Genomic DNA, 18,548 nt, shown 5'->3' on the forward strand with positions numbered 1-18,548 from the left:
TTGTTTGCTCCTGTACGTACTTAACGGCCTGCTTTTTAAACTCATCATTGTAGCGTTGGCGCTGCTCTCCCATCACGGACACCTCTCTTCGTTAAGTCTATTATCCCGGGTCACTTAACGTTGTGTCCACTATTTATTCTACATGCACGCGAGTGCTTATTTCACCAACCTCAAGCCATATATGCAGCAACTGGGTTCGTTTTGAATTGGTTTGCTTATACGATTGCATGGAGCTTCCCCTGTTTGTTCGTACTTCCGCATTCCCTCTGTGCCCCTCAATCCATACATTCACTAGACCATTAAGATAACGGAGATATCTTAATGGGTAGTTTAAAGTGAGCTATAAGGAAATAAGTTAGGTGAGCGAACTTATTTCCTGCAAACGAGCCGGAAACACGATGAAAACCCGTAAATAAGATAAGACCGTTATCTTATTTACGGAAATCAAGGGCAATCCGTGAAAATAAGTTATTGAAAGCAACCTATTGGGAGGAGCCACCGGCTTTCACATGTGAAAACTGACATTTCACGCTCGGCCTGCTGCCCTAACCTAACAACATTGCGTTCACGCGCGCGCTGCCCTGTGCGCCGCAGCGCGCGGCGTACAAACGCCGTCCCCCCGGGCCTGGCGGCGCCGACATCCTCGGATGGGCCCGCTTGCCCCATCCCTAACACAAACAAGCTGCCCGCCCACGGGGGCGAACAGCTTGCCTCACTGCCCAGCGGCGCACAGCCGCTGCTCACAGTCCCTGGCTGCTTCCCACGCCGGCCGCGCCAGCTTCAAATGCGAATGCCCGCGGAGAAATGGTTGTAATCATCCGCGGAAGGATCGAACGCCGCTTCGTCGTCGCTCGGTACCGCGTCCGCCGCCGCGGCGTAGCTGTCGGACCAATCCTCATTCACGGTATGCGCCGGAATGCGGATGGAGCCCTCCAGGTCGTACGCCATGGCGTAAGCCGCCTGCTCCGCCTGGGCCTGCTTCTCGACCATGCGGCCGCCGTGCGCCTGCGCAATCTCGATCGCGGAGGTAATCTCCTGCGCATCGAGATGGATGTGCAGCGTCGGCCGCGGCTCGCTCTCGAGCAGCTCCGGCTTGTAGCCGAGCTCTTCCAACGTATCCAGCGCCAGCAGCGCATCGCGCTTCTGCCCAAATTCAAAAAAGATAGGAACGAAGTCCTTCATCACCCTAGCCATCCTTTCTTCCTCTAAATGGAAAGTCTGTTTATAGGGTGCACCATTTGTTCCCGCTCTATTCCTGATCTCTTCTACGCCTACGTCTACTCCGCCAGCCCCGCCTGCACCATCCGCAGCAGTTCATCGTGATACGCCGGCACCGCGGCGACAACGAATTGCGCACCCGCAGGCTTGCCCTCATTCCCACCGTTCAACAGGCCCAGCGGCACACCCGCGAAGTCTGTCACCTTCACGCCCGCTTCCTGCGCCAGCAGCAGTCCGGCGTAGAGATCCTCGCCTTCGGAATCGTACAGCACGATGCCGTGCAGGTCGCCGCGCGCGAGCATCGCCCAAGCGATGGAGGGCGCCCAGAGGCGCAGCACTCTTTTCGTCGCAAACTCCAGATGATGACGAAGCCGAAGCGCGCGCAGGTTATCCTTTTTCACCACATGTCCCTGAATCCAGGAAATCGACGATTTCGCAAGCGCTCCCTGCGGATGCGGCGCAAGCTTCACGTCCTCCTGCCACGCGCCATCCCCATGTACTGCCGTATATGTGACGCCTAAATGCGAATCATAGACCACGCCCAGAATAATCTGACCTTGATAACTCAGCGAAATACAGACGCCGTATAGCGGCAGTCCAATCGCATAATTGTTCGTACCGTCCAAGGGATCGACATGCCAGACCCACTCGCTGGCCGCGCCCCCTTCCCCTGCTTCTTCACTATAAATACGATGCGTGGGAAACACGCTCATAATCTCATCGACGATCAGCCGATCTGCGAGCAAATCGATCTCCGTCACCAGATCTCCCCGCTCGTCCTTCATTTGGGTGCCAAGCTGACTTCCAAAACGGCTCCGTGCCAGCTCGCCAGCTTTCTTAGCCGCTCGTTCCGCCACTTCTCTCGCTAATGTCCACGTGCTCCGCTCCATTTGCTTCATCCCCTTTTTTGGACTTGTCATGTATTGTACATAGTTTACCATGAATTGCCTGAAAAGTTGCGGGGATGCGACTTCATTACATTGACAATCGCCCGTTCAATCTGTGATAATATAGCAAAATCAGACGACAAAAGCTGTCGAAAGGAGCAAGACGAGTATGGTAAAGCATCACCAGCATAAAATTTTGGATTGTACGATTCGCGATGGCGGTTTGGTCAACGATTGGGATTTCAGTGTTGAATTTGTTCAAGATATGTATCGCGGGTTAAGCGCGGCCGGCGTTGAATATATGGAAATCGGGTACAAAAACTCCGAGAAACTGCTCAAAGGCGGCGCTGCCGGTCCTTGGCGCTTCCTGAACGAGTCCTTCCTGCGTGATGTGATTACCAAAAAGACCGACACCAAGCTTTCCGCGCTTGTCGATATCGGCCGTGTGGATGAGAACGATATTTTGCCTCGCGAAGACAGCTTGCTGGACCTGATTCGTGTCGCTTGCTACATCAAAGACGTGGACAAGGGTCTGGAGCTCGTTGAGAAATTCAACAAAATGGGCTACGAAACGTCCCTGAACATTATGGCGCTTTCTCATGTCATGGAGAATGAGCTGACGGAAGCTTTTGAAGAAATTAATAAAAGCCCTGTCGATGTCGTGTACATTGTAGACTCCTACGGCAGCATGACCATGAAAGACATTGACTACCTGGTAACGAAATTCCAACGCCTGCTGCCTGAGAAGGAGCTTGGCCTTCATATGCACAACAACATGCAGCTTGCCTTTGCGAACACGATCACAGGCGCTGCCAAAGGCGTAACATTCCTCGATTCCTCCGTGTACGGCATGGGCCGCGCGGCAGGCAACTGCACGACGGAGCTGCTGCTGAGCCATCTGAAAGGCGCTCGTTACGACATCCGTCCGGTGCTGGAAATTATCGAGAAGCACATGATTGCGATGCGCGACAAATGGGACTGGGGCTACCTCGTTCCGTACATGATCGTTGGTGCGTTGGACGAGCATCCGCGTACGGCGATGGCGCTTTTGAATTCCGAAGAACGCAACAACTTCGTTGATTTCTACGATCGCCTGACTTCCGTCGAAACGGCTTCCGGCGTAAAATAACACAGCAAGAACCCCTCACATTCGGTCTATGGAGCGTACTCCATGCGGATGTGCAGGGGTTCTTTTTCCGTAGATGGCGTGTCCACGCCTTCGGCTACGATTTCATGATTTTCGCACCCACCACATAATTCTCCGCATACGCACGGTCAATCAGAAAAATAAAATCGTCATCCCGACGCGCCACATTTTTCTTACGGTACACTTCAATAAATTCGTTGTCAGCCAGATTCGTGCACGCCTCGTCGGTATAGATCAGACCGTCCTCCAGCCGTTTGAGCGCCTCCACCATGACTTCCCGTTTCTTGAGCTTGCCATAGATCTCCACATAGACGACCGCGCTGGCATCGTAGCTTTTCAGCATGATCGCGACTTTATTCAGCTTCGTCTTCACAGGTTCCAGCTTCTGCTCTTTCTCCTCCGATATACTCATCGCCTTCGCTCCCTTGTTGGTCATAGGTCTTTGCTTATAGTTTATGTGGAAAACGTCCAAGCGGACTAGGCTGATGGCGCCGTCCCGGGGCCGGATGTATGGTTATCCGCGGGGTTGAGAGACTAAGCAGTAGGAGCAGCCATAGGCTAATTAGGCACAAAACGTAGTGAGGTGAACGGCGCATGAGCCGAGTACTGCTGATTGAGGATGAAGAACGCATCGCCAGGGTGCTGCAGCTGGAGCTGGAGCATGAGGGCTATGACGTGCATGTGCGCACAGACGGAAAGTCGGGGCTTGCGGCGGCACTGAACGAAGGCGAATGGGGCATCGTGCTGCTCGATGTGATGCTGCCGGAGATGAACGGCCTGGAGGTGCTGCGGAAAATAAGGCAAGTGGATGCGGCGCTGCCGATTATTTTGCTGACGGCGCGCGATGCGATCCCCGACCGCGTCAGCGGTCTGGATCAGGGGGCGAACGACTACGTGACGAAGCCGTTTGCTACGGAGGAGCTGCTGGCGCGGATCCGCAGTCTTTTAAGAACGAAGAGCCTGCAGGAGCAGCCTCCCGAACAGCCGCATATCCTCAAGGTCGACGACTTGACGATGGATCTCAAGAGCCGGGCCGTCACCCGGGAAGGCACAGCCATAGAGCTGACGCCGACGGAGTTCGAGCTGCTCCGTTTTCTCATTCAGCACCAGGATGAGGTCATGTCGCGGGAGCAGATCATTTCCGAGGTGTGGGGCTATGATTTTATCGGAGACACGAACGTCGTGGACGTGTATATCCGCTACCTCAGGCAGAAGGTGGATAAGCCTTTTACCGTCAAGCTGATTCAGACGATCCGCGGCATCGGCTACTTGCTCAAATCAGGCGACGCCGCGGCAGACGACAAGACGGAGCCCGATGAGGAGGCGCCATGAGTCTCAAGCTGAAGCTGACCCTGTGGGTGAATGTTGGCTTGATGGTTGTGCTTTTTGTTAGCTTCACCTTCGTCTACTACATGTTCTTGCGTGTGTCGACCAATGGCGAGATTGAACTGTTAAAAGAAAAAGCGCGCACGCTGCTGCTGAACGACCTGCCTCACCACCCGGAGTTTTGGAAAACCGGCACGCAGATGGACGAGATGCTCATTCCGCAGGAGATGCTGCGCTACATTTTGCCTGATTCGTCTGTGGAGCATCAGATTTATTCGGACAGCAATCTGGTCCGGTATCCGGCCGTTTATCGCACTGAGGCGTCCAATTCGCTGATCAAGGACGATAACGGCATCTTGGTTTTCGTAAGAACGCCCGTCTACAAAGATGGCAAACAGGTCGCGCTGCTTGAAATCGGACGCAGTCTGCGCAAGCTTGGCGACTATGCAGATATGCTCATTTCGATTCTTATTTTGACGGCGGTCGGGGCGCTGGGGGTGACGCTCTTTGGGGCTTATTTTTATACCAATGTCCTCTTCCGCCCCCTTCAGCAGTTCATCAAGACGATGCAAAATATCGAGGAAAGCGGTTCGTTCCGCCATATCCCCTTGCCCGCCAACCATGCGAACGATGAACTCACCAAGCTGGGCACGACGTTTAACCGGATGATCGACCGGCTGCAGGAGATGTTCCGCAAACAGGAGCAGTTCCTCGCCGACGCCTCCCACGAGCTGAGAACGCCGCTCACGATTATTGAAAGCTATGCCAGTCTGCTGCGCAGATGGGCCTTGCAGAACGATCAGCTGCGCGAGGAAGCGCTTGGGGCCATCATTTCCGAGGCGGGACAGTTAAAACTGCTGACGCAAAACCTGCTCTCGCTCACAGGCTCTACCCGCAGCGACTGCGATCAGAAAATCGCCTTCGATCTGCTGCCGATCCTGGAGCAAACCGCGGCTTCGCTGCGCGTCACGTCCTCACGCGACATTCAGGTGCATGCGCGAGCCGCGGACGCCGAGCTGATCATTACGGCCGACCCTTATCAGATCAAACAGCTGCTCGTTATCCTCATAGACAATGCGCTCAAATACAGCCAAGCTTCTGTCGAAATCCGATATGAGGAGGCGGAGCAGAGCGTCACGGTTGAAGTCATCGATCACGGCATCGGCATTGCGGAAGAGGAGCTTCCGCACGTCTTCGACCGCTTCTACCGTACCGATAAAGCACGCAATCGCAAGCAAGGAGGCGCAGGTCTGGGCCTCGCCATTGCCAAGCATATCGTGGATAAACACCATGGCGACATCCGGCTCCGAAGCACGCTCGGCCTAGGCACGACGGCCAGTGTAACGCTTCCAAAGTCGTGTCAATAAAAACATTATCAGAAGATTCTCAGCGTTTTCTCAGAATCGGACTTCCTCCTTAGGGTAGCGCTTCTTGGCGCGTGTCGTGGTAAATAATAGGCCAATTTTCATCTGCTATACTGGGTACAGGTGAACGAGACACACACCTACAAGGGAGCTCAACGAATGAGCCTACCTGCAAGCATATAAGCGTCGTACGCACGCTTTCCTTATATAAGGCTTGCAAGACAACTCTAAGGAGGCAACCCAGATGAATAAGACAAACAACCTTACAACTACTTGGTACAAAAAATTAGTCGTGACCGCAATCGCGGCTACGATCGGATTATCCGCCGCTTCTTTCGTGCCTGGACAAGCCAGCGCTGCAACAGCTGACAGTACGCAAGTGAATGCGACAGCGCTTACGGCGTCCGCCACATCCGCGTCGTCCCGTGCGAGTCAGGTCATTTCCATCGGTAAACGCTATCTTGGCACACCTTACAAATTCGGTGCGAAAGCGGGGCAAACGCGGAACTTTGACTGCTCTTCTTTTACCCAATATGTCTATAAAAAAATCGGCATCAACCTGCCGCGCACATCGCAACAGCAAGCTCGCGTCGGTACGTATGTATCCCGCAGCAACCTGCGTGCAGGCGATCTAGTCTTCTTTTCCATCCCGGGCAAACCGGGCGTCATTCACCATGTAGCGATCTACATGGGCAATAACAAACTGCTGCAAACCTACGGCGCCGGCGGCGTTCGTATTACAGACATCCACAGCGGTACCTGGTCTTCCCGTTATATGACGGCCCGCCGTGTGATTCATTAATCGGCTTGTATAAGCAGCGCACCCCCTTGGGACCATCTCGGTCTTGAGGGGGTGTTGTGCGTTAATACCGGATGTAGGCCTCATGATACAGCTCCTTGAGTCCCCGCTTGCGCAGCTTGATCTCGAGCAGCCGCTGTTTGTAACGGACGCTGGCCGTTCGCGGCAGCACAAGCGTCGATAGCTTGATGATGCGACTTTTTTTACCATTCGCAAATCCCGTCAATTTGATGTGCGTCGACTTGACGAACACTTGAAGATTTCTGGCGTCCTCATCTTTCGGTATTTTCACCTTGATGATGACGTGCTCATGCGTTTCGAACACTTCATTCTGAATCGCTGCCGTGGAAAGCGTCGCTTCCAGGCCCGGCATCGCTTTTTTCAGCACGTCCTGTACATATCCTTCCGCCAGCATCATATTATCTAGAAAGGTCTGCCCTTTTTCGGCAAACGGCAGCTTCTGCCCGAGGAACTTTTCAACTTGTTCCCACTTCAGCCACGGATGCCGATTCAACCCGCTCATGCTCATCACCTCATTATGCTACCAGTATATGTGCCTACCCGGGCAAGTGACACCCTGCCAAAAAAACAGCCGCACCTCTAGGCGAATGCCTCATATACTGTACGTGAGAGATTCGCTAGGGAGGGCCTAACTATGCCAGCTATCGTCGGGAACGTCAAAATCATCAGCGTAGGCTCCAGCTCCGTCGTCCATTTTGGCGATTCTTTCATCATCGCGCCAGTGAGCACCTCCAAAACTTTTGCCGGCGCAGGCTCCTTCAATACCGGGGATTTCCCGCGCGTTTATAATGCGTACAGCACGACTGTCACGAACGATTCCGACCTGATTGAGGCGAACGCGAGCGGCAATATTCTTTAACCCGCGCTAGCCGGCTGGAAACGAGGTGTCCCCTTATGCACTGCACGATTCACCAGACAATTATGATCCAGCAGTTAAAAGTGAATTCCGTTTCCAACTCCTCCGTCCTGCAGATCGGCACAGCGGGCTCCATCCGCTCTCTGTCCAACTTGTACAACACCGGCGGCTTTGTGGAGCCTGCCCCCGAGCTGGGGACCACGCAGGTCAATCCCGTGACTCTGGTCCCGCTGCCGCCGCCAACGTAAGCTAAGGTAGCAAAAAAGGAAGGCCAGCACCGCTTCGAAAGGAGGCGCGATTTCCACATGACGACGCCGATCTCTTGGCAGCAATGGGCCCAGCACCTGTGCGCCTACGTCGAATTGCAAAAGCAGCGCATCGATCAATTGGAGCAAACGGTGAGCAAGCTTGATCAGACTGTTCAAGCGCTGACGCAGACCGTAAGCAGCCTGAAACAGACCGTCGACAAGCAGCAGGAAGACTTGAAGGCCGTGAAAGAAGAGAAACGATTCCATATCGATAAAATTGAATACAACTTCGACCAGCTTAAGGTCGAGAAGCTGGACGGCACGCTCACCATCGGCATTTCGCCGAGCACGCTGGATCAGATCGACGATTTCGCGGTGAACGGGTCCAATCCGATGAACGCCGCCGGAGCAGATCAGAACCCGTTCTATCAGGCGGGCCAGTATCAAGGGCACGCAGAGAACAGCAACCTCGGGCCGACGGTTGTTCCAGGCGGCATGCCCGACATTCGCGGCGGGAAGGACGCTGGCGGAGCGGCAGACACGCAAGCCAAGGCGCAGGGCATCCGGAAGGACGTGGCGATCGGCGTGGATCAGTATTTGAAATACGGCGTTCAGGCGGATATGGATAATCTCGAAGCCAAGTACCAGTTTCCCATCGACGAGGACTACCGTGAGCTCATTATCGGCGACATCCGCAAGCAGCTCGACATGCGCATCCAGCACTACATCAACCAGTACCGCGGCGTAGGCTTTAGCGAACCGATCGAAGCGGTAACGAGCAGCATCGTTGAAAAAACGCGGCAGGACATCTTCACCGCCATTGAAACGTACATATCGAGTCTACCGAAGAAAGAGGGGTAATTTATCATGTTAACACTTAACGTGGTCAACAAAGAGCTTTGCGTCGGAGATATTCGCATCGTCGGGGTTTCCAGTGCCTCGATTTTCCTAATCGGCGACACCGAAGTTGTCTCCCTCTCCTCCATGTTCGATACGCCGCCGGAGTCCGTCATCATCGCGCCGTTCGTGCCGCTGCCAACGGAGGAATAAGCCAGATGGCGCGCCTATCCATTGTTTCAAATCTGTATATGAGCACCGTCAGCTCCTCCAGCACCGTTCACATCGGGGATAACGTCAACACGACATTGAGCAATACCGTTTTTGCTGTGCAGCGCGAGGTCCCGTATTTTTATGACAATGAAGGCAGCTTTGCCGCTTACCCGTTCTATCAGCGGCCTTTTCCAATCCCGCAGCCGCCCGAACCTGTCACGATGTGCGTGGATAACTGGGGAAGCTGCATCCGTGTCCGCAACGTACGAGTCATTGGTGTCGCCGCCGCCTCCGTGCTCCAAATCGGCTCCAACCGGCTCAGTACCTCGGAATCCCGGATCAAAAACACCCGGCAGTTCGTCCTTGACAAGCCCGGCCCCCCTGGCCAGCAAACCTTCGTTCAAGTCGGCCAACCCGACCTCATCGGGCCGAATCCGCTGGCGATGGTGCATGTGAAGCAGAAGAGCGAGAAGTGAGGCGGCAAGCGTGAGCGCGGCGTGGGGCAACCTGGGGGCGGCAAATGCCGCGGCCTGCTTGGCTCCCGCGGTGAAATAAGAACGGTGAAATAAGAGGGGTAAATCCCTCTTATTTTTGATTTTTTGGGTTGTTTGCGCTGAATAAGAGGGGCTAGCCCCTCTTATTTGCTCTTCAACCCGCCATTTTGGGACCAAGCAGAAAAGTTAAGAGGGGTTTACCACCCTTAATTTAGAGATTTCTTGTTCTAGACGCAAAATAAGAGGGGTTGCATACGCTTACATCATCTCTGATGGCTCCTCTACTCGCCGCAGCAACTTCATCTCACCACAAACTAGTCGCTTTTCTTCACCTGCCCTGCCACTATTCCGCCGAACTAACCGATTCCCCACGTCTGCCGCTCTCCCAAAAAACTAGCTGCATTTCCACCTCTGTTACTCTACCGACAACTAACTGCTTCTCCCAAACCGCACCCTTCACCAAACTAGCTACTTTCCTCCTCTGCCACTCTTCCGACAACTAACTGCTTCTTCCAACCTGCCGCCCTTCTCCCAACCTGTCGCTCTTTCACCAAACTAGCTACTTTCCACCTCTACTACTCTCCGACAATTCGCTGCTTCTTCCAACCTGCCCCCCTTCACCAAACTAGCTACGTTCCTCCTCTGCCACTCTACCGATAACTAGCCACTTCCCCCATCCCCGCCAGAAAACGCAAAAAAGCGCAGGTCACCCCACGCTTTTCGTCGCCTGCCACGCGTCGATATTCCGCTGAATCTGCGCCAGATGCGTCTGCACGTGGCGAATGAAGCTTTGGAACAGGTCGTCCACGGAGACGTCCTTGCCATTATGGAAGGCTGCGCGCGCCCATTGCGCCTCCGCGAGCCGCCCATACACCAACGCATTGTACGCGAGAATCGCGTCAAACGCGTCCAAGCTGTCCGCCAGAGTGGCGTCGTTCGCGTGCGTGCTCGCGATCCAGTCGTCCTGCGCGTACAGCAGGTACGGCTCGCTCGGCTCCGCCAGGATTTTGCGCAGCCGAATGCTGTGCACAAAGCTGGCGTCCACCAAATGCGCGGCGATCTCCTGGATGCTCCATTTCTCCGGCGCCGGCTTCCACGCCAGAAGCTCCGGCGCTATCTCCGCCAGACGCTCGCGCAGCAGTGCGGACGTCGCCCGGTAAGGCTCAACCGAGCGACCTAAAGATTCCTTCGTTTCACTCATACCTCAACCGCTCCCCATTCCCGCAAAATATCTTCCGTATGCTCGCCTTTCCGCGGCGGCCTGCGATAAATCTCAAACGCATAGCTCGACAGCTTCACGGGATACCCCACCGTCGTCGTCGCCCCGCCGTTTGGCAGCGCAAGGTCATGCAGCAGGCCGCTTTCCGCCACAGCGGGGTCCTGCAAAATCTCTTCAAACGTATTAATCGGCGCGCACGGCACGCCTCGCGCATCAAAAATCGCCAGCCACTCCGCGGCCGTCTTCGTGAGGAACGACGCCTGCAGCAGCGCGGCCAGCTCCTTCTGGTGCTGCGCCCGCAAGGTCTGCGTGGCGAAGCGCGCATCGTCGGCCAGCCACGGCTGCCCGACCGCGTCCACCACCTCACGCCACAGCTTCTCGTTGCCCGCGGCGATTACAAAAGGCTTATCGCTGCCGCGATAGCCCTGATACGGCGCGTTGCGCGGATGCGCACTGCCGAGGCGGCGCGGCGCCACGCCGTTGCCGTAATACTCGCTCGTCTGCAGCGCGGAAATGCCAAGCACGCCGGCGAGCATCGAGCAGTCGACATAGCTGCCGCGCCCGCTCCGCGAAGCTGCATGCACCGCCGCCACAACCGAGTACGCGCCGTACAAACCGGCGACGAAATCTGCGACGGGCACGCCGCATTTCACCGGCTCGCCGTCCTCCTCGCCCGTGACGCTCATCAAGCCGCTGATGGCTTGGATCGTGACGTCGAAGGCGCCTTTTTGCGCATAAGGCCCGGTCTGCCCATAGCCCGAAATCGAGCAGTAGACCAGCTTCGGATTCGCCGCCGACAAGCTCGCGTAGTCCAGCCCGAATTTGGCGAGGACGCCGGGCCGGTAATTTTCCACAATCACATCTGCCTGCGCGCACAGCCCTTTCAGCCGTTCCAGCTCTGCCGCGGATTTAAAATCAACGACAATGCTCCGCTTATTCCGATTCAGCGAACTGAAGTTTGCGCTATAGCTCTCTCCATCCTCCGCTGTCACAAAAGGCGGCCACTCCCGCATACTGTCGCCTACGTCGGGCCGCTCCACCTTCACCACATCCGCGCCAAGATCGGCAAACAGCATTCCGGCAAAAGGACCGGCTGCAATCTGGCCGAACTCCAAGACTTTGATGCCGGCCAAGGGTCCGTGGGCTTGAACATTCATGTCTTTCTCTCCTCTCTTTCGTAAGGAAGGCTGCCAGCGTTACCCGTAAATCGCCACCTCATTCAAATGCTTCGTCACCACATCTCGAGCGCTCCCCGAAGCAACGTCATGAATATGACGGGGCTGCTTACCGATGTCCGTGCCGTAAATATGAACCGTAATCGCCGGCTCCCCAAAAGGATTCGCCACCCCATGAATATCATGATCCGGCGGATACACGAACGAAATATCGCCCTGCCGGGCTGTCACTTCGCCCACCTCCCGAATCTCATAGCGGGGCTCCGCAGCTTCACCAAGATCCACACGACGGTAGCGTTTCTCCACCACAGCGCCGCGGTACACCCCGACCAGTCCCCAAATCAAATGATCGTGCACCGGCGCAACCTGCCCAGCCCCCCACACAAAAGCGACGACCGAGAAAGCTTCGTTCTCCGGCTTATAAAGCAAATACTGCGCATATTTATCCGGATGCGGCTCGGCCAATTCCGCAGGCAGCAGCCCTTCCTCAGCCAAAAGCTTGCGCAAATGCGGCCGCACGCCCTCAATAATCGTTCGATAGTCATCGCTGGCCGCGAGAACCGCTGCAATCGCCGCCTCCAGCTCCTTAAATTGAGCGCTCATGCTCATCCCTCTTTTCTTCGTTTCGTCTCCACCACATACCGGCCAAAATGCTGCCGCACAAACAACGGATAAATGCGGCTGAGCGCATGCACCACTTCATAGCGAAGCGTCGACAGCTCCTGTGCGGTTGGCGGTGCGAGTTCAGGAATCGCAGCTGCACCTTTTCGCTTCAATCCTAGATCAAAGCCGGTGCGGCTCTGCACCTCCACGGGCTGCACACCCGTCGCCGTAGCGCCCAGTTCCAACCGCCCGTTCTCCCCCGTAGGCTTCAACACCCCCAGCGGCGTATAGACCCCGACAAGACCGGCGCGGTGATACACGCCCTTCTCCGACGTCGGCCCTGCCGTCGTAAAATCCAGTTGCTCGGGAAAACCTTTTACCCCGTGATCCGTTTTAAAAAGCAGGATGCGTTTGCACGTAAAATACACGACGCCCGAGCCCGCTCCGCCCGGCAGGCGGACCTTAGGCTTCGCATAGTCACCGATCACGTGCAAGTTGATGCGTCCATAAGCATCGATCTGCGCGCCGCTGAGAAAGAACACATCGATGCCGCCGCGCTGCATCAGCTCGAAAAACTCCCGCGTCCCCTGAAACGGCCAGTCGCACTGGCCGAGAATGTAGACGGACGCCTCTTGCGCATGAAGCGACTTCGCCAGCAGCGCAGCCGCAGCCGGAATCGGCGAGTTGTTGCCTACACCGATCACTTCATGGTTCCGCAGCTCCCTCGCCAACTGGCATATGAGCGCTTCCTCCACCGAATATCCTGGACTAATTGTATGTTCCATGCAACACCCTCCTTGCGCTGCTCAACTGATCAACCTGCCGACCAGACCTTCTCCTTACGTGCCCGAATCCCAGACTGGCGCTCGTTGCCTCTCCAGGCGCATAGTAGCGGTCAGTCCCCTGCTAAGCAGACAGACTGTACACGACAATGCCGCTTCCTATTCGGCTTTTTAGAGCCCTACGTATCAGGCCCCTCATCGCTAACGGTTGTCCTGGCGCCTATTTGGCACCAAACGTCACTTTTCTAGGGCTAACGGTTACAGCAGCGCCTATTGGGGCCAAATCGCCAGATTTTGCTCATTTTTTTAACATATAAGCGCTGTCACAACCGCTACAATTTGAAATGGCGGATTCTACGCGAAATAAGCGCCGTGGCGACCGTTACGCCTCCTCCCCATACGCTCGCGTTCGCATATATCTAGCCAGTACCTCGCTTCCGCCCTACTGCACCAGCTCGCCCACCAACAACCGCCGCACATAAGCGATAAACGCCTCCTCCGACGCCGATGCCTGCATATACACCAGCACCGCTTCATCATCGGCTTCATAATAGCCGGGGCAGGATGTCGGCAGCGCGCCGCCCGGGGCATGCACGATGCCGGAGAGGAACAGCGGCGGGATTAACGCGCCGCCCTTCCCCGCCTCACACCGCAGTTCATCTGGCGATACGATGTCCTCGACCGTAACGAACGTCTGCCGCGCCGCCTGCGCCAGCAGGCGGTTATTCTGCGCCGGGTGCGTCAGCACATGACCATCCGTATCCGCCAAGAACCCGTGGAAAATTGCCACATCGGGACGAATCGCAGGGACGACGGCTACCCTCTCCGATGGGTCGTACGGATTCGTAATCGCCCGAAAATCCGGGCGAATCGCCATATAATCCGTGCCGATGAGCCCTCGCACCGGCACGAAAGGAATACCTGCGGCGCCCGCGCCGAGCGCGGCGGTCAGTGTCGGGCACGCATGCTCCAGCCCGACCACCGCGCCCTGCTCGAACTTCCGGCGGAAGTTCGGCGCAAAACCGTACTCGCCCATCGAAATCTGCGAGAACTCCACCTCAGAGACGGCTCCCGCGCCGATGAGCAGATCCGCATTGACAGCAGCGGCGCCTGCACAAACCAGCCGCAGCCCCCGCCGCTCCGCGCGCACCAGGCCGCGGATCAACGCCATCGGCGACATCTCCATGTTGCCGCTGACCGCAAGCTGCGCGCCGTCCGGAATCCGGGCGACGGCTTCCTCTATCGTGATGAACCTGGATGCCTTGCTCACTTTCCTGTCACTCCTCCTCCTCGGATACCGCGCTCCCCAGTCTCCCCCAATGTTGTCAGGTTAGGGTATCATTTGGTGAATGAATCGCGCAGGATATCGGGAATGCCGCCGAACGAGAGGTCAAATAGCCAATGCTTCCATGGCTTAATTGCCCCAATTCGCACAAATGTGCCGATATAAGCCATAATGCCATTGCCCCGCCCCAAGCCCAAGCAGGCCCTACAGCGGATAATGGCACGCCGCATAGTGCCCCGGCCCGATCTGAGCCAACTCCGGCTGCGCCTGACGGCACAAATCCGTCGCTGCCGGGCAGCGCGTATGAAAGCGGCAGCCCGACGGCGGCTTCGCCGGCGAAGGCATCTCGCCTTCCAGCGGCACGAACGTCCGCTTGCGGTTCGGATCCGGCACCGGAATCGCCGACAGCAGCGCCTTCGTATAATGATGCGCAGGGTGCCGAAACAGCTCGTCAGTCGGCGCGATTTCCACCAGCTTGCCGAGATACATCACGCCGATCCGGTCGGAAATGTACCGCACGATATTCAGCCCGTGCCCAATGAACAGGTAGGTCAGCTTCAACTGCCGCTGCAGATCCTGCATCAGGTTGACAATTTGCGATTGCACCGACACGTCAAGCGCCGACACCGCCTCATCCGCCAAAATAAATTTCGGATTCAACGCAATCGCCCGCGCAATGCCGATCCGCTGCCGCTGGCCGCCGGAGAACTCGTGCGGCAGCCGGTTGTACCAGGCGGGATTGAGCCCGACAAGCTCCATCACACTCTCAACCTTGGCCCGCTTCTCCGCACCGCGCAGCGATTCGTGGACCCAAAGCGGCTCCCCGATAATATCGCCCACCTTCCAGCGGGGATTGATGGAACCGTACGGGTCCTGGAACACGATCTGCATGTCGCGCCGGGACGCTTTCCAATCGGCAGCGCCGGCCTTCACCAGATCCTTGCCTTCAAAATCAATGCTCCCCGCCGTAGCTTTCTCCAACTGCAGCAGCACACGCCCCAGCGTCGATTTGCCGCAGCCCGATTCGCCGACCAGCCCGAATGTTTCGCCCCGGCGAATGTCGAATGAGACATCGTCGACCGCTTTAATAAACGTGCGGCCACGCCCCAAGAAACCGCCGCCGCGAACGGGAAAATACTTCTTCACATTCCGCACTTCAATCAACTTCTGCGCCGTTTTCTCCGCATCGCCCGCTGCTTCCACGACGATCGGAGGCGCCGCCGTATCGCCAAAATACTCCGCTGCCAAATGATCGATCCGTTCCGCATTCCAGCACGCGACCTCGCGGCCGTGCAGTTGGGTGAGCGGCGGATCCTCCTGCAGGCAGCGGTCCGTTGCGTACGGGCAGCGCGGATGAAACCGGCAGCCCGTCGGCAGCGCCGTAAGGCTCGGTATCGAGCCTTTGATCGTGTACAACTTCAAGCCGCGGACATTGTCCAGCGTTACGATGGCGTGCAGCAGCCCTTGGGTGTACGGATGGGCTGGATTCTCGAAAAGCTGCCGCACCGGCGACTGCTCCACGATCTTGCCCGCATACATGACAACGACGCGGTCCGCCATCTCGGCGGCGATGCCCAGGTCGTGCGTGATCAGCAGGATCGACATGCCGAACTCATCCTTGAGCTCCCGCAGGAGGCTGAGAATCTGCGCTTGAATCGTGACGTCCAGCGCGGTCGTCGGCTCGTCGGCGATAAGCAGCTCCGGTCCACAGGCGAGCGCCATCGCGATCATCGCCCGCTGCCTCATTCCGCCGGACAGCTCGTAGGGATACTGTCCCATCCGAATTTCCGGCTCGGGGATCCCCACGCGGCGGAGCAGCCCCACCGCTTTTTCCCTCGCCCCTTGCTTGGAAATCCGCTCATGCTGCACAATCACCTCGACGATTTGGCTGCCGATCGTAAAAATCGGATCTAGCGCCGTCATCGGCTCCTGAAAAATCATTGCGACGCGCTTGCCCCGCAGCTCGTTGATCTCCCGCTGCGACAGCCCGGCCAGGCTAAGCCCGTTCAACTTCATATCGCCGTGCGTAATCTTGCCGCCGTCCTGTTCAATGAGCCGCATGATGGACAGCGACGTAATTGTTTTGCCGCTGCCCGATTCCCCGACTAGACACACGATTTCTCCTGCGCCAATCTGTAAGTTAATGTGGTTAATGACATTCACTGCGCCCTGGGACGAGCGAAAATCGACCGACAAGTCATCTATTTCCAGTAATGGTGTTGGTTTCATCCTCTACGCCCTCGATTTCTTAGGATCCATGCGGTCGCGCAGCTCGTCGCCAATCAGATTCACGACAATGACCAAGAGCGTAATCGCGAGGCCCGGGAACGTCGCCACCCACCATGCCACCGTCATATAGCTGCGCCCTTGGGACAGCATGTAGCCCCAGTCCGGAATCTCCTTGATCACCCCGAGACCGAGGAAGCTGAGGCCGGTTCCGACCAGAATCGAGCTCCCGACCCCAATCGTCATCATCACAAGCAGCGGCGAAAAGCAGTTCGGCAAGATATGGCGCACCATAATTTCCAGATGCGATGTCCCGACCGCGCGGGCCGCATCAATGAAGGGCCGATTGCGAATCGCCATCACCTGGCTGCGGACGACCCTCGCTTTGCCTGGAATGGTGGCTACGCTAATCGCGAGAATCACATTGAAGAAGCTGGGCCCCAGCGCAACGGAAATCGCAATCGCCAGTAAAATGCCCGGAATGGTCATCAAAATATCGTTAAACCGCATAAACAGCGAATCCACCACGCCGCCCCAATACCCGGCAACGAGACCCAGCAGCGTGCCGACGGAAACGACGCCCATGATGAGCGATTGCCGGCTTCCATAGATAACCAGCGTCCAGATGTCGCGGCCAAACTGATCGGTACCAAGCGGATGGGACAAGCTGGGCTTTTGCAGCAGTTGGTCGGTCAGCATGCTCGTCGGCGAGTAAGGGGCAATCCACGAAGGCACCAATGCGCACAGCACTAGGAAGGCGAGGACTGCGTATGAGCCGTACAGCAGCATTTTCGATAAAGGCAACCTCTTCAACCGAAACCAGCGGACATTCAGCAGCGTCTCCCTTTTGCGCACCAACGGCTCCGTCGTAACCGAGTTAAACAGCATCTCCACCCTCTCCTTTCATCGTTATCCCGCCCTGCGCACGCGAGGGTCGACATACGAGTATGACATATCCACTAGCAGGTTCACGAGAATATTGAACACGCTGGTAATGAGAATCGCCGCCTGGATGACGGGAATATCTTTTTGATTAATGGCATCCACAACTAACTTGCCAAGGCCTTGCCGGGAGAACACCGTCTCCGTCACCACCGCGCCCGATAGCATTTCGCCGACCAGAATGCCAAGGATCGTGACCGCAGGCAATAGCGCGTTCCGCAGCACATGTTTGTACAGCACCAGCTTCTCCGGCAGCCCCTTCGCCCGCAATGTCAGTACGAACGGCTCGTGGATGACCTCAAGCACGCTGTTGCGCACCATGCGCGTCAGCATCCCTGCCCCTGTCACGCCCAAGGCGAACGATGGGAGAATCAACTGCTTGAAGCTGCCGTTCCCGATCGCGGGAAGCAGTTGAAAATGCACCGAGAACACGAGGATCAACAAAATTCCGAGCCAGAACTTCGGCATGGACACCCCGAGCAGCGAGATGACCCGAACGATGTAGTCCAGCACGCGATTCTGGTACACCGCTGAGAGCACGCCCAGCACCAGCCCGACAATCACCGCGAAAATGGTGCTGAACAGAGCCAGCGACAGCGTAGCCGGCAGCTGGGCCAGCAGCCGGTCGAGAACCGGCTGGCTGTTGGCGAAGGAATGGCCGAAGTCGCCCTGCATGCTTTTCCACAGATACGATGCATACTGTTCCCATAGCGGACGATCCAGCCCGAACTGCTGCCTCAGGTAGGCAATCCGCTCCGGCGCCGCATCCTCACCCGCAATCATCTGGGCCGGATCACCGGGCAGCCAGTGAATGATCAGGAACACCAGCGTCAGCGAGCCGATCATGACCGGGATGGAGACGATGAGCCTGTTCAGCATATATTTCAGCAAACGTGACGCCCCCTC

General features: G+C 56.7%; 21 protein-coding genes. 9 read left to right on the top strand and 12 right to left on the bottom strand.

Going from position 1 to position 18,548, the window contains the following annotated elements; translation table 11 throughout:
• Positions 1-780 precede the first annotated feature (780 nt).
• Both EJQ19_RS20205 and EJQ19_RS20210 read right to left on the bottom strand, forming a co-directional pair.
• The gene (locus EJQ19_RS20205) at positions 781-1,182 is read right to left on the bottom strand and encodes a hypothetical protein (protein WP_126143052.1); all 402 of its coding nucleotides are present in this window, start codon (positions 1,180-1,182) and stop codon (positions 781-783) included.
• 95 nt (positions 1,183-1,277) lie between these two features.
• Entirely contained in the window at positions 1,278-2,108 is an 831-nt protein-coding gene (locus tag EJQ19_RS20210) for an inositol monophosphatase family protein (RefSeq protein WP_241243009.1), read from the bottom strand.
• 166 nt (positions 2,109-2,274) lie between these two features.
• Between EJQ19_RS20210 and EJQ19_RS20215 the strand changes: the two genes are divergently transcribed.
• On the top strand, positions 2,275-3,234 hold the full coding sequence (locus EJQ19_RS20215) for an aldolase catalytic domain-containing protein (RefSeq protein WP_126143053.1): 960 nt from the start codon (positions 2,275-2,277) through the stop codon (positions 3,232-3,234).
• Positions 3,235-3,328: 94 nt separating this feature from the next.
• Here the strand turns inward: EJQ19_RS20215 and EJQ19_RS20220 are convergent, their stop codons facing one another.
• Positions 3,329-3,664 (bottom strand): hypothetical protein, encoded by a 336-nt coding sequence (locus EJQ19_RS20220; protein ID WP_126143054.1) that lies wholly within the window; start codon positions 3,662-3,664, stop codon positions 3,329-3,331.
• 182 nt (positions 3,665-3,846) lie between these two features.
• Here EJQ19_RS20220 and EJQ19_RS20225 point away from each other — a divergent pair, with 182 nt between their 5' ends.
• The 3 genes from EJQ19_RS20225 (at position 3,847) to EJQ19_RS20235 (ending at position 6,744) form a co-directional block, all read left to right on the top strand.
• The gene (locus tag EJQ19_RS20225; RefSeq protein ID WP_126143055.1) at positions 3,847-4,584 is read left to right on the top strand and encodes a response regulator transcription factor; all 738 of its coding nucleotides are present in this window, start codon (positions 3,847-3,849) and stop codon (positions 4,582-4,584) included.
• Entirely contained in the window at positions 4,581-5,945 is a 1,365-nt protein-coding gene (locus EJQ19_RS20230; protein ID WP_126143056.1) for a sensor histidine kinase, read from the top strand. The genes EJQ19_RS20225 and EJQ19_RS20230 overlap by 4 nt, the downstream gene beginning before the upstream one ends.
• A 241-nt stretch (positions 5,946-6,186) precedes the next feature.
• A complete protein-coding gene (locus EJQ19_RS20235) occupies positions 6,187-6,744 on the top strand; it encodes a C40 family peptidase (RefSeq protein ID WP_126143057.1) in 558 nt (185 codons plus the stop codon).
• A 61-nt stretch (positions 6,745-6,805) separates the two neighbouring features.
• On the opposite strand, the gene EJQ19_RS20240 is transcribed toward EJQ19_RS20235, so the two are convergent.
• The gene (locus EJQ19_RS20240; protein ID WP_164716641.1) at positions 6,806-7,264 is read right to left on the bottom strand and encodes a CS domain-containing protein; all 459 of its coding nucleotides are present in this window, start codon (positions 7,262-7,264) and stop codon (positions 6,806-6,808) included.
• 132 nt (positions 7,265-7,396) lie between these two features.
• On the opposite strand from EJQ19_RS20240, the gene EJQ19_RS20245 reads away from it, so the two are divergent.
• Genes EJQ19_RS20245 through EJQ19_RS20265 form a run of 5 tightly spaced genes read left to right on the top strand, consistent with a single transcriptional unit; the run spans position 7,397 to position 9,392 of the window.
• Positions 7,397-7,621, top strand: coding sequence for a spore germination protein (locus tag EJQ19_RS20245; RefSeq protein WP_126143059.1), 225 nt, complete (start codon positions 7,397-7,399; stop codon positions 7,619-7,621).
• Between the two features lie 35 nt (positions 7,622-7,656).
• Positions 7,657-7,866, top strand: coding sequence for a spore germination protein GerPB (locus tag EJQ19_RS20250; protein ID WP_126143060.1), 210 nt, complete (start codon positions 7,657-7,659; stop codon positions 7,864-7,866).
• Between the two features lie 57 nt (positions 7,867-7,923).
• Positions 7,924-8,727 carry a spore germination protein GerPC gene (gerPC, locus tag EJQ19_RS20255; RefSeq protein WP_126143061.1) on the top strand — a complete coding sequence of 268 codons (804 nt, stop codon included), beginning with the start codon at positions 7,924-7,926 and terminating at the stop codon, positions 8,725-8,727.
• 6 nt (positions 8,728-8,733) lie between these two features.
• Complete coding sequence (locus EJQ19_RS20260; protein ID WP_126143062.1) at positions 8,734-8,916, top strand: spore gernimation protein GerPD; 183 nt, start codon at positions 8,734-8,736, stop codon at positions 8,914-8,916.
• Between the two features lie 5 nt (positions 8,917-8,921).
• On the top strand, positions 8,922-9,392 hold the full coding sequence (locus EJQ19_RS20265) for a spore germination protein GerPE (protein ID WP_126143063.1): 471 nt from the start codon (positions 8,922-8,924) through the stop codon (positions 9,390-9,392).
• 724 nt (positions 9,393-10,116) lie between these two features.
• On the opposite strand, the gene EJQ19_RS20270 is transcribed toward EJQ19_RS20265, so the two are convergent.
• The 8 genes from EJQ19_RS20270 to EJQ19_RS20305 all read right to left on the bottom strand — a co-directional run bounded on the left by EJQ19_RS20270 (position 10,117) and on the right by EJQ19_RS20305 (position 18,533).
• The gene (locus EJQ19_RS20270) at positions 10,117-10,611 is read right to left on the bottom strand and encodes a DinB family protein (protein WP_126143064.1); all 495 of its coding nucleotides are present in this window, start codon (positions 10,609-10,611) and stop codon (positions 10,117-10,119) included.
• Positions 10,608-11,786: a CaiB/BaiF CoA transferase family protein gene (locus EJQ19_RS20275; RefSeq protein WP_126143065.1), complete on the bottom strand. Its 1,179-nt coding sequence runs from the start codon at positions 11,784-11,786 to the stop codon at positions 10,608-10,610. Before EJQ19_RS20275 ends, EJQ19_RS20270 begins: the two co-directional genes overlap by 4 nt.
• Before the next feature lie 39 nt (positions 11,787-11,825).
• On the bottom strand, positions 11,826-12,407 hold the full coding sequence (locus EJQ19_RS20280) for a cysteine dioxygenase family protein (protein WP_126143066.1): 582 nt from the start codon (positions 12,405-12,407) through the stop codon (positions 11,826-11,828).
• A gap of 2 nt (positions 12,408-12,409) precedes the next feature.
• On the bottom strand, positions 12,410-13,192 hold the full coding sequence (locus EJQ19_RS20285; protein WP_126143067.1) for a CoA-transferase: 783 nt from the start codon (positions 13,190-13,192) through the stop codon (positions 12,410-12,412).
• Between the two features lie 439 nt (positions 13,193-13,631).
• The gene (locus tag EJQ19_RS20290) at positions 13,632-14,459 is read right to left on the bottom strand and encodes a CoA transferase subunit A (protein ID WP_164716642.1); all 828 of its coding nucleotides are present in this window, start codon (positions 14,457-14,459) and stop codon (positions 13,632-13,634) included.
• Positions 14,460-14,678: 219 nt separating this feature from the next.
• Positions 14,679-16,703 (bottom strand): ABC transporter ATP-binding protein, encoded by a 2,025-nt coding sequence (locus EJQ19_RS20295; protein ID WP_126143069.1) that lies wholly within the window; start codon positions 16,701-16,703, stop codon positions 14,679-14,681.
• 3 nt (positions 16,704-16,706) lie between these two features.
• Positions 16,707-17,588 carry an ABC transporter permease gene (locus EJQ19_RS20300; protein WP_126143070.1) on the bottom strand — a complete coding sequence of 294 codons (882 nt, stop codon included), beginning with the start codon at positions 17,586-17,588 and terminating at the stop codon, positions 16,707-16,709.
• A gap of 21 nt (positions 17,589-17,609) precedes the next feature.
• Positions 17,610-18,533, bottom strand: coding sequence for an ABC transporter permease (locus EJQ19_RS20305; protein ID WP_126143071.1), 924 nt, complete (start codon positions 18,531-18,533; stop codon positions 17,610-17,612).
• Positions 18,534-18,548: the final 15 nt, after the last annotated feature.

It is taken from the genome of Paenibacillus whitsoniae (assembly GCF_003955665.1).
Classification (GTDB): Bacteria; Bacillota; Bacilli; order Paenibacillales; family NBRC-103111; genus Paenibacillus_E; species Paenibacillus_E whitsoniae.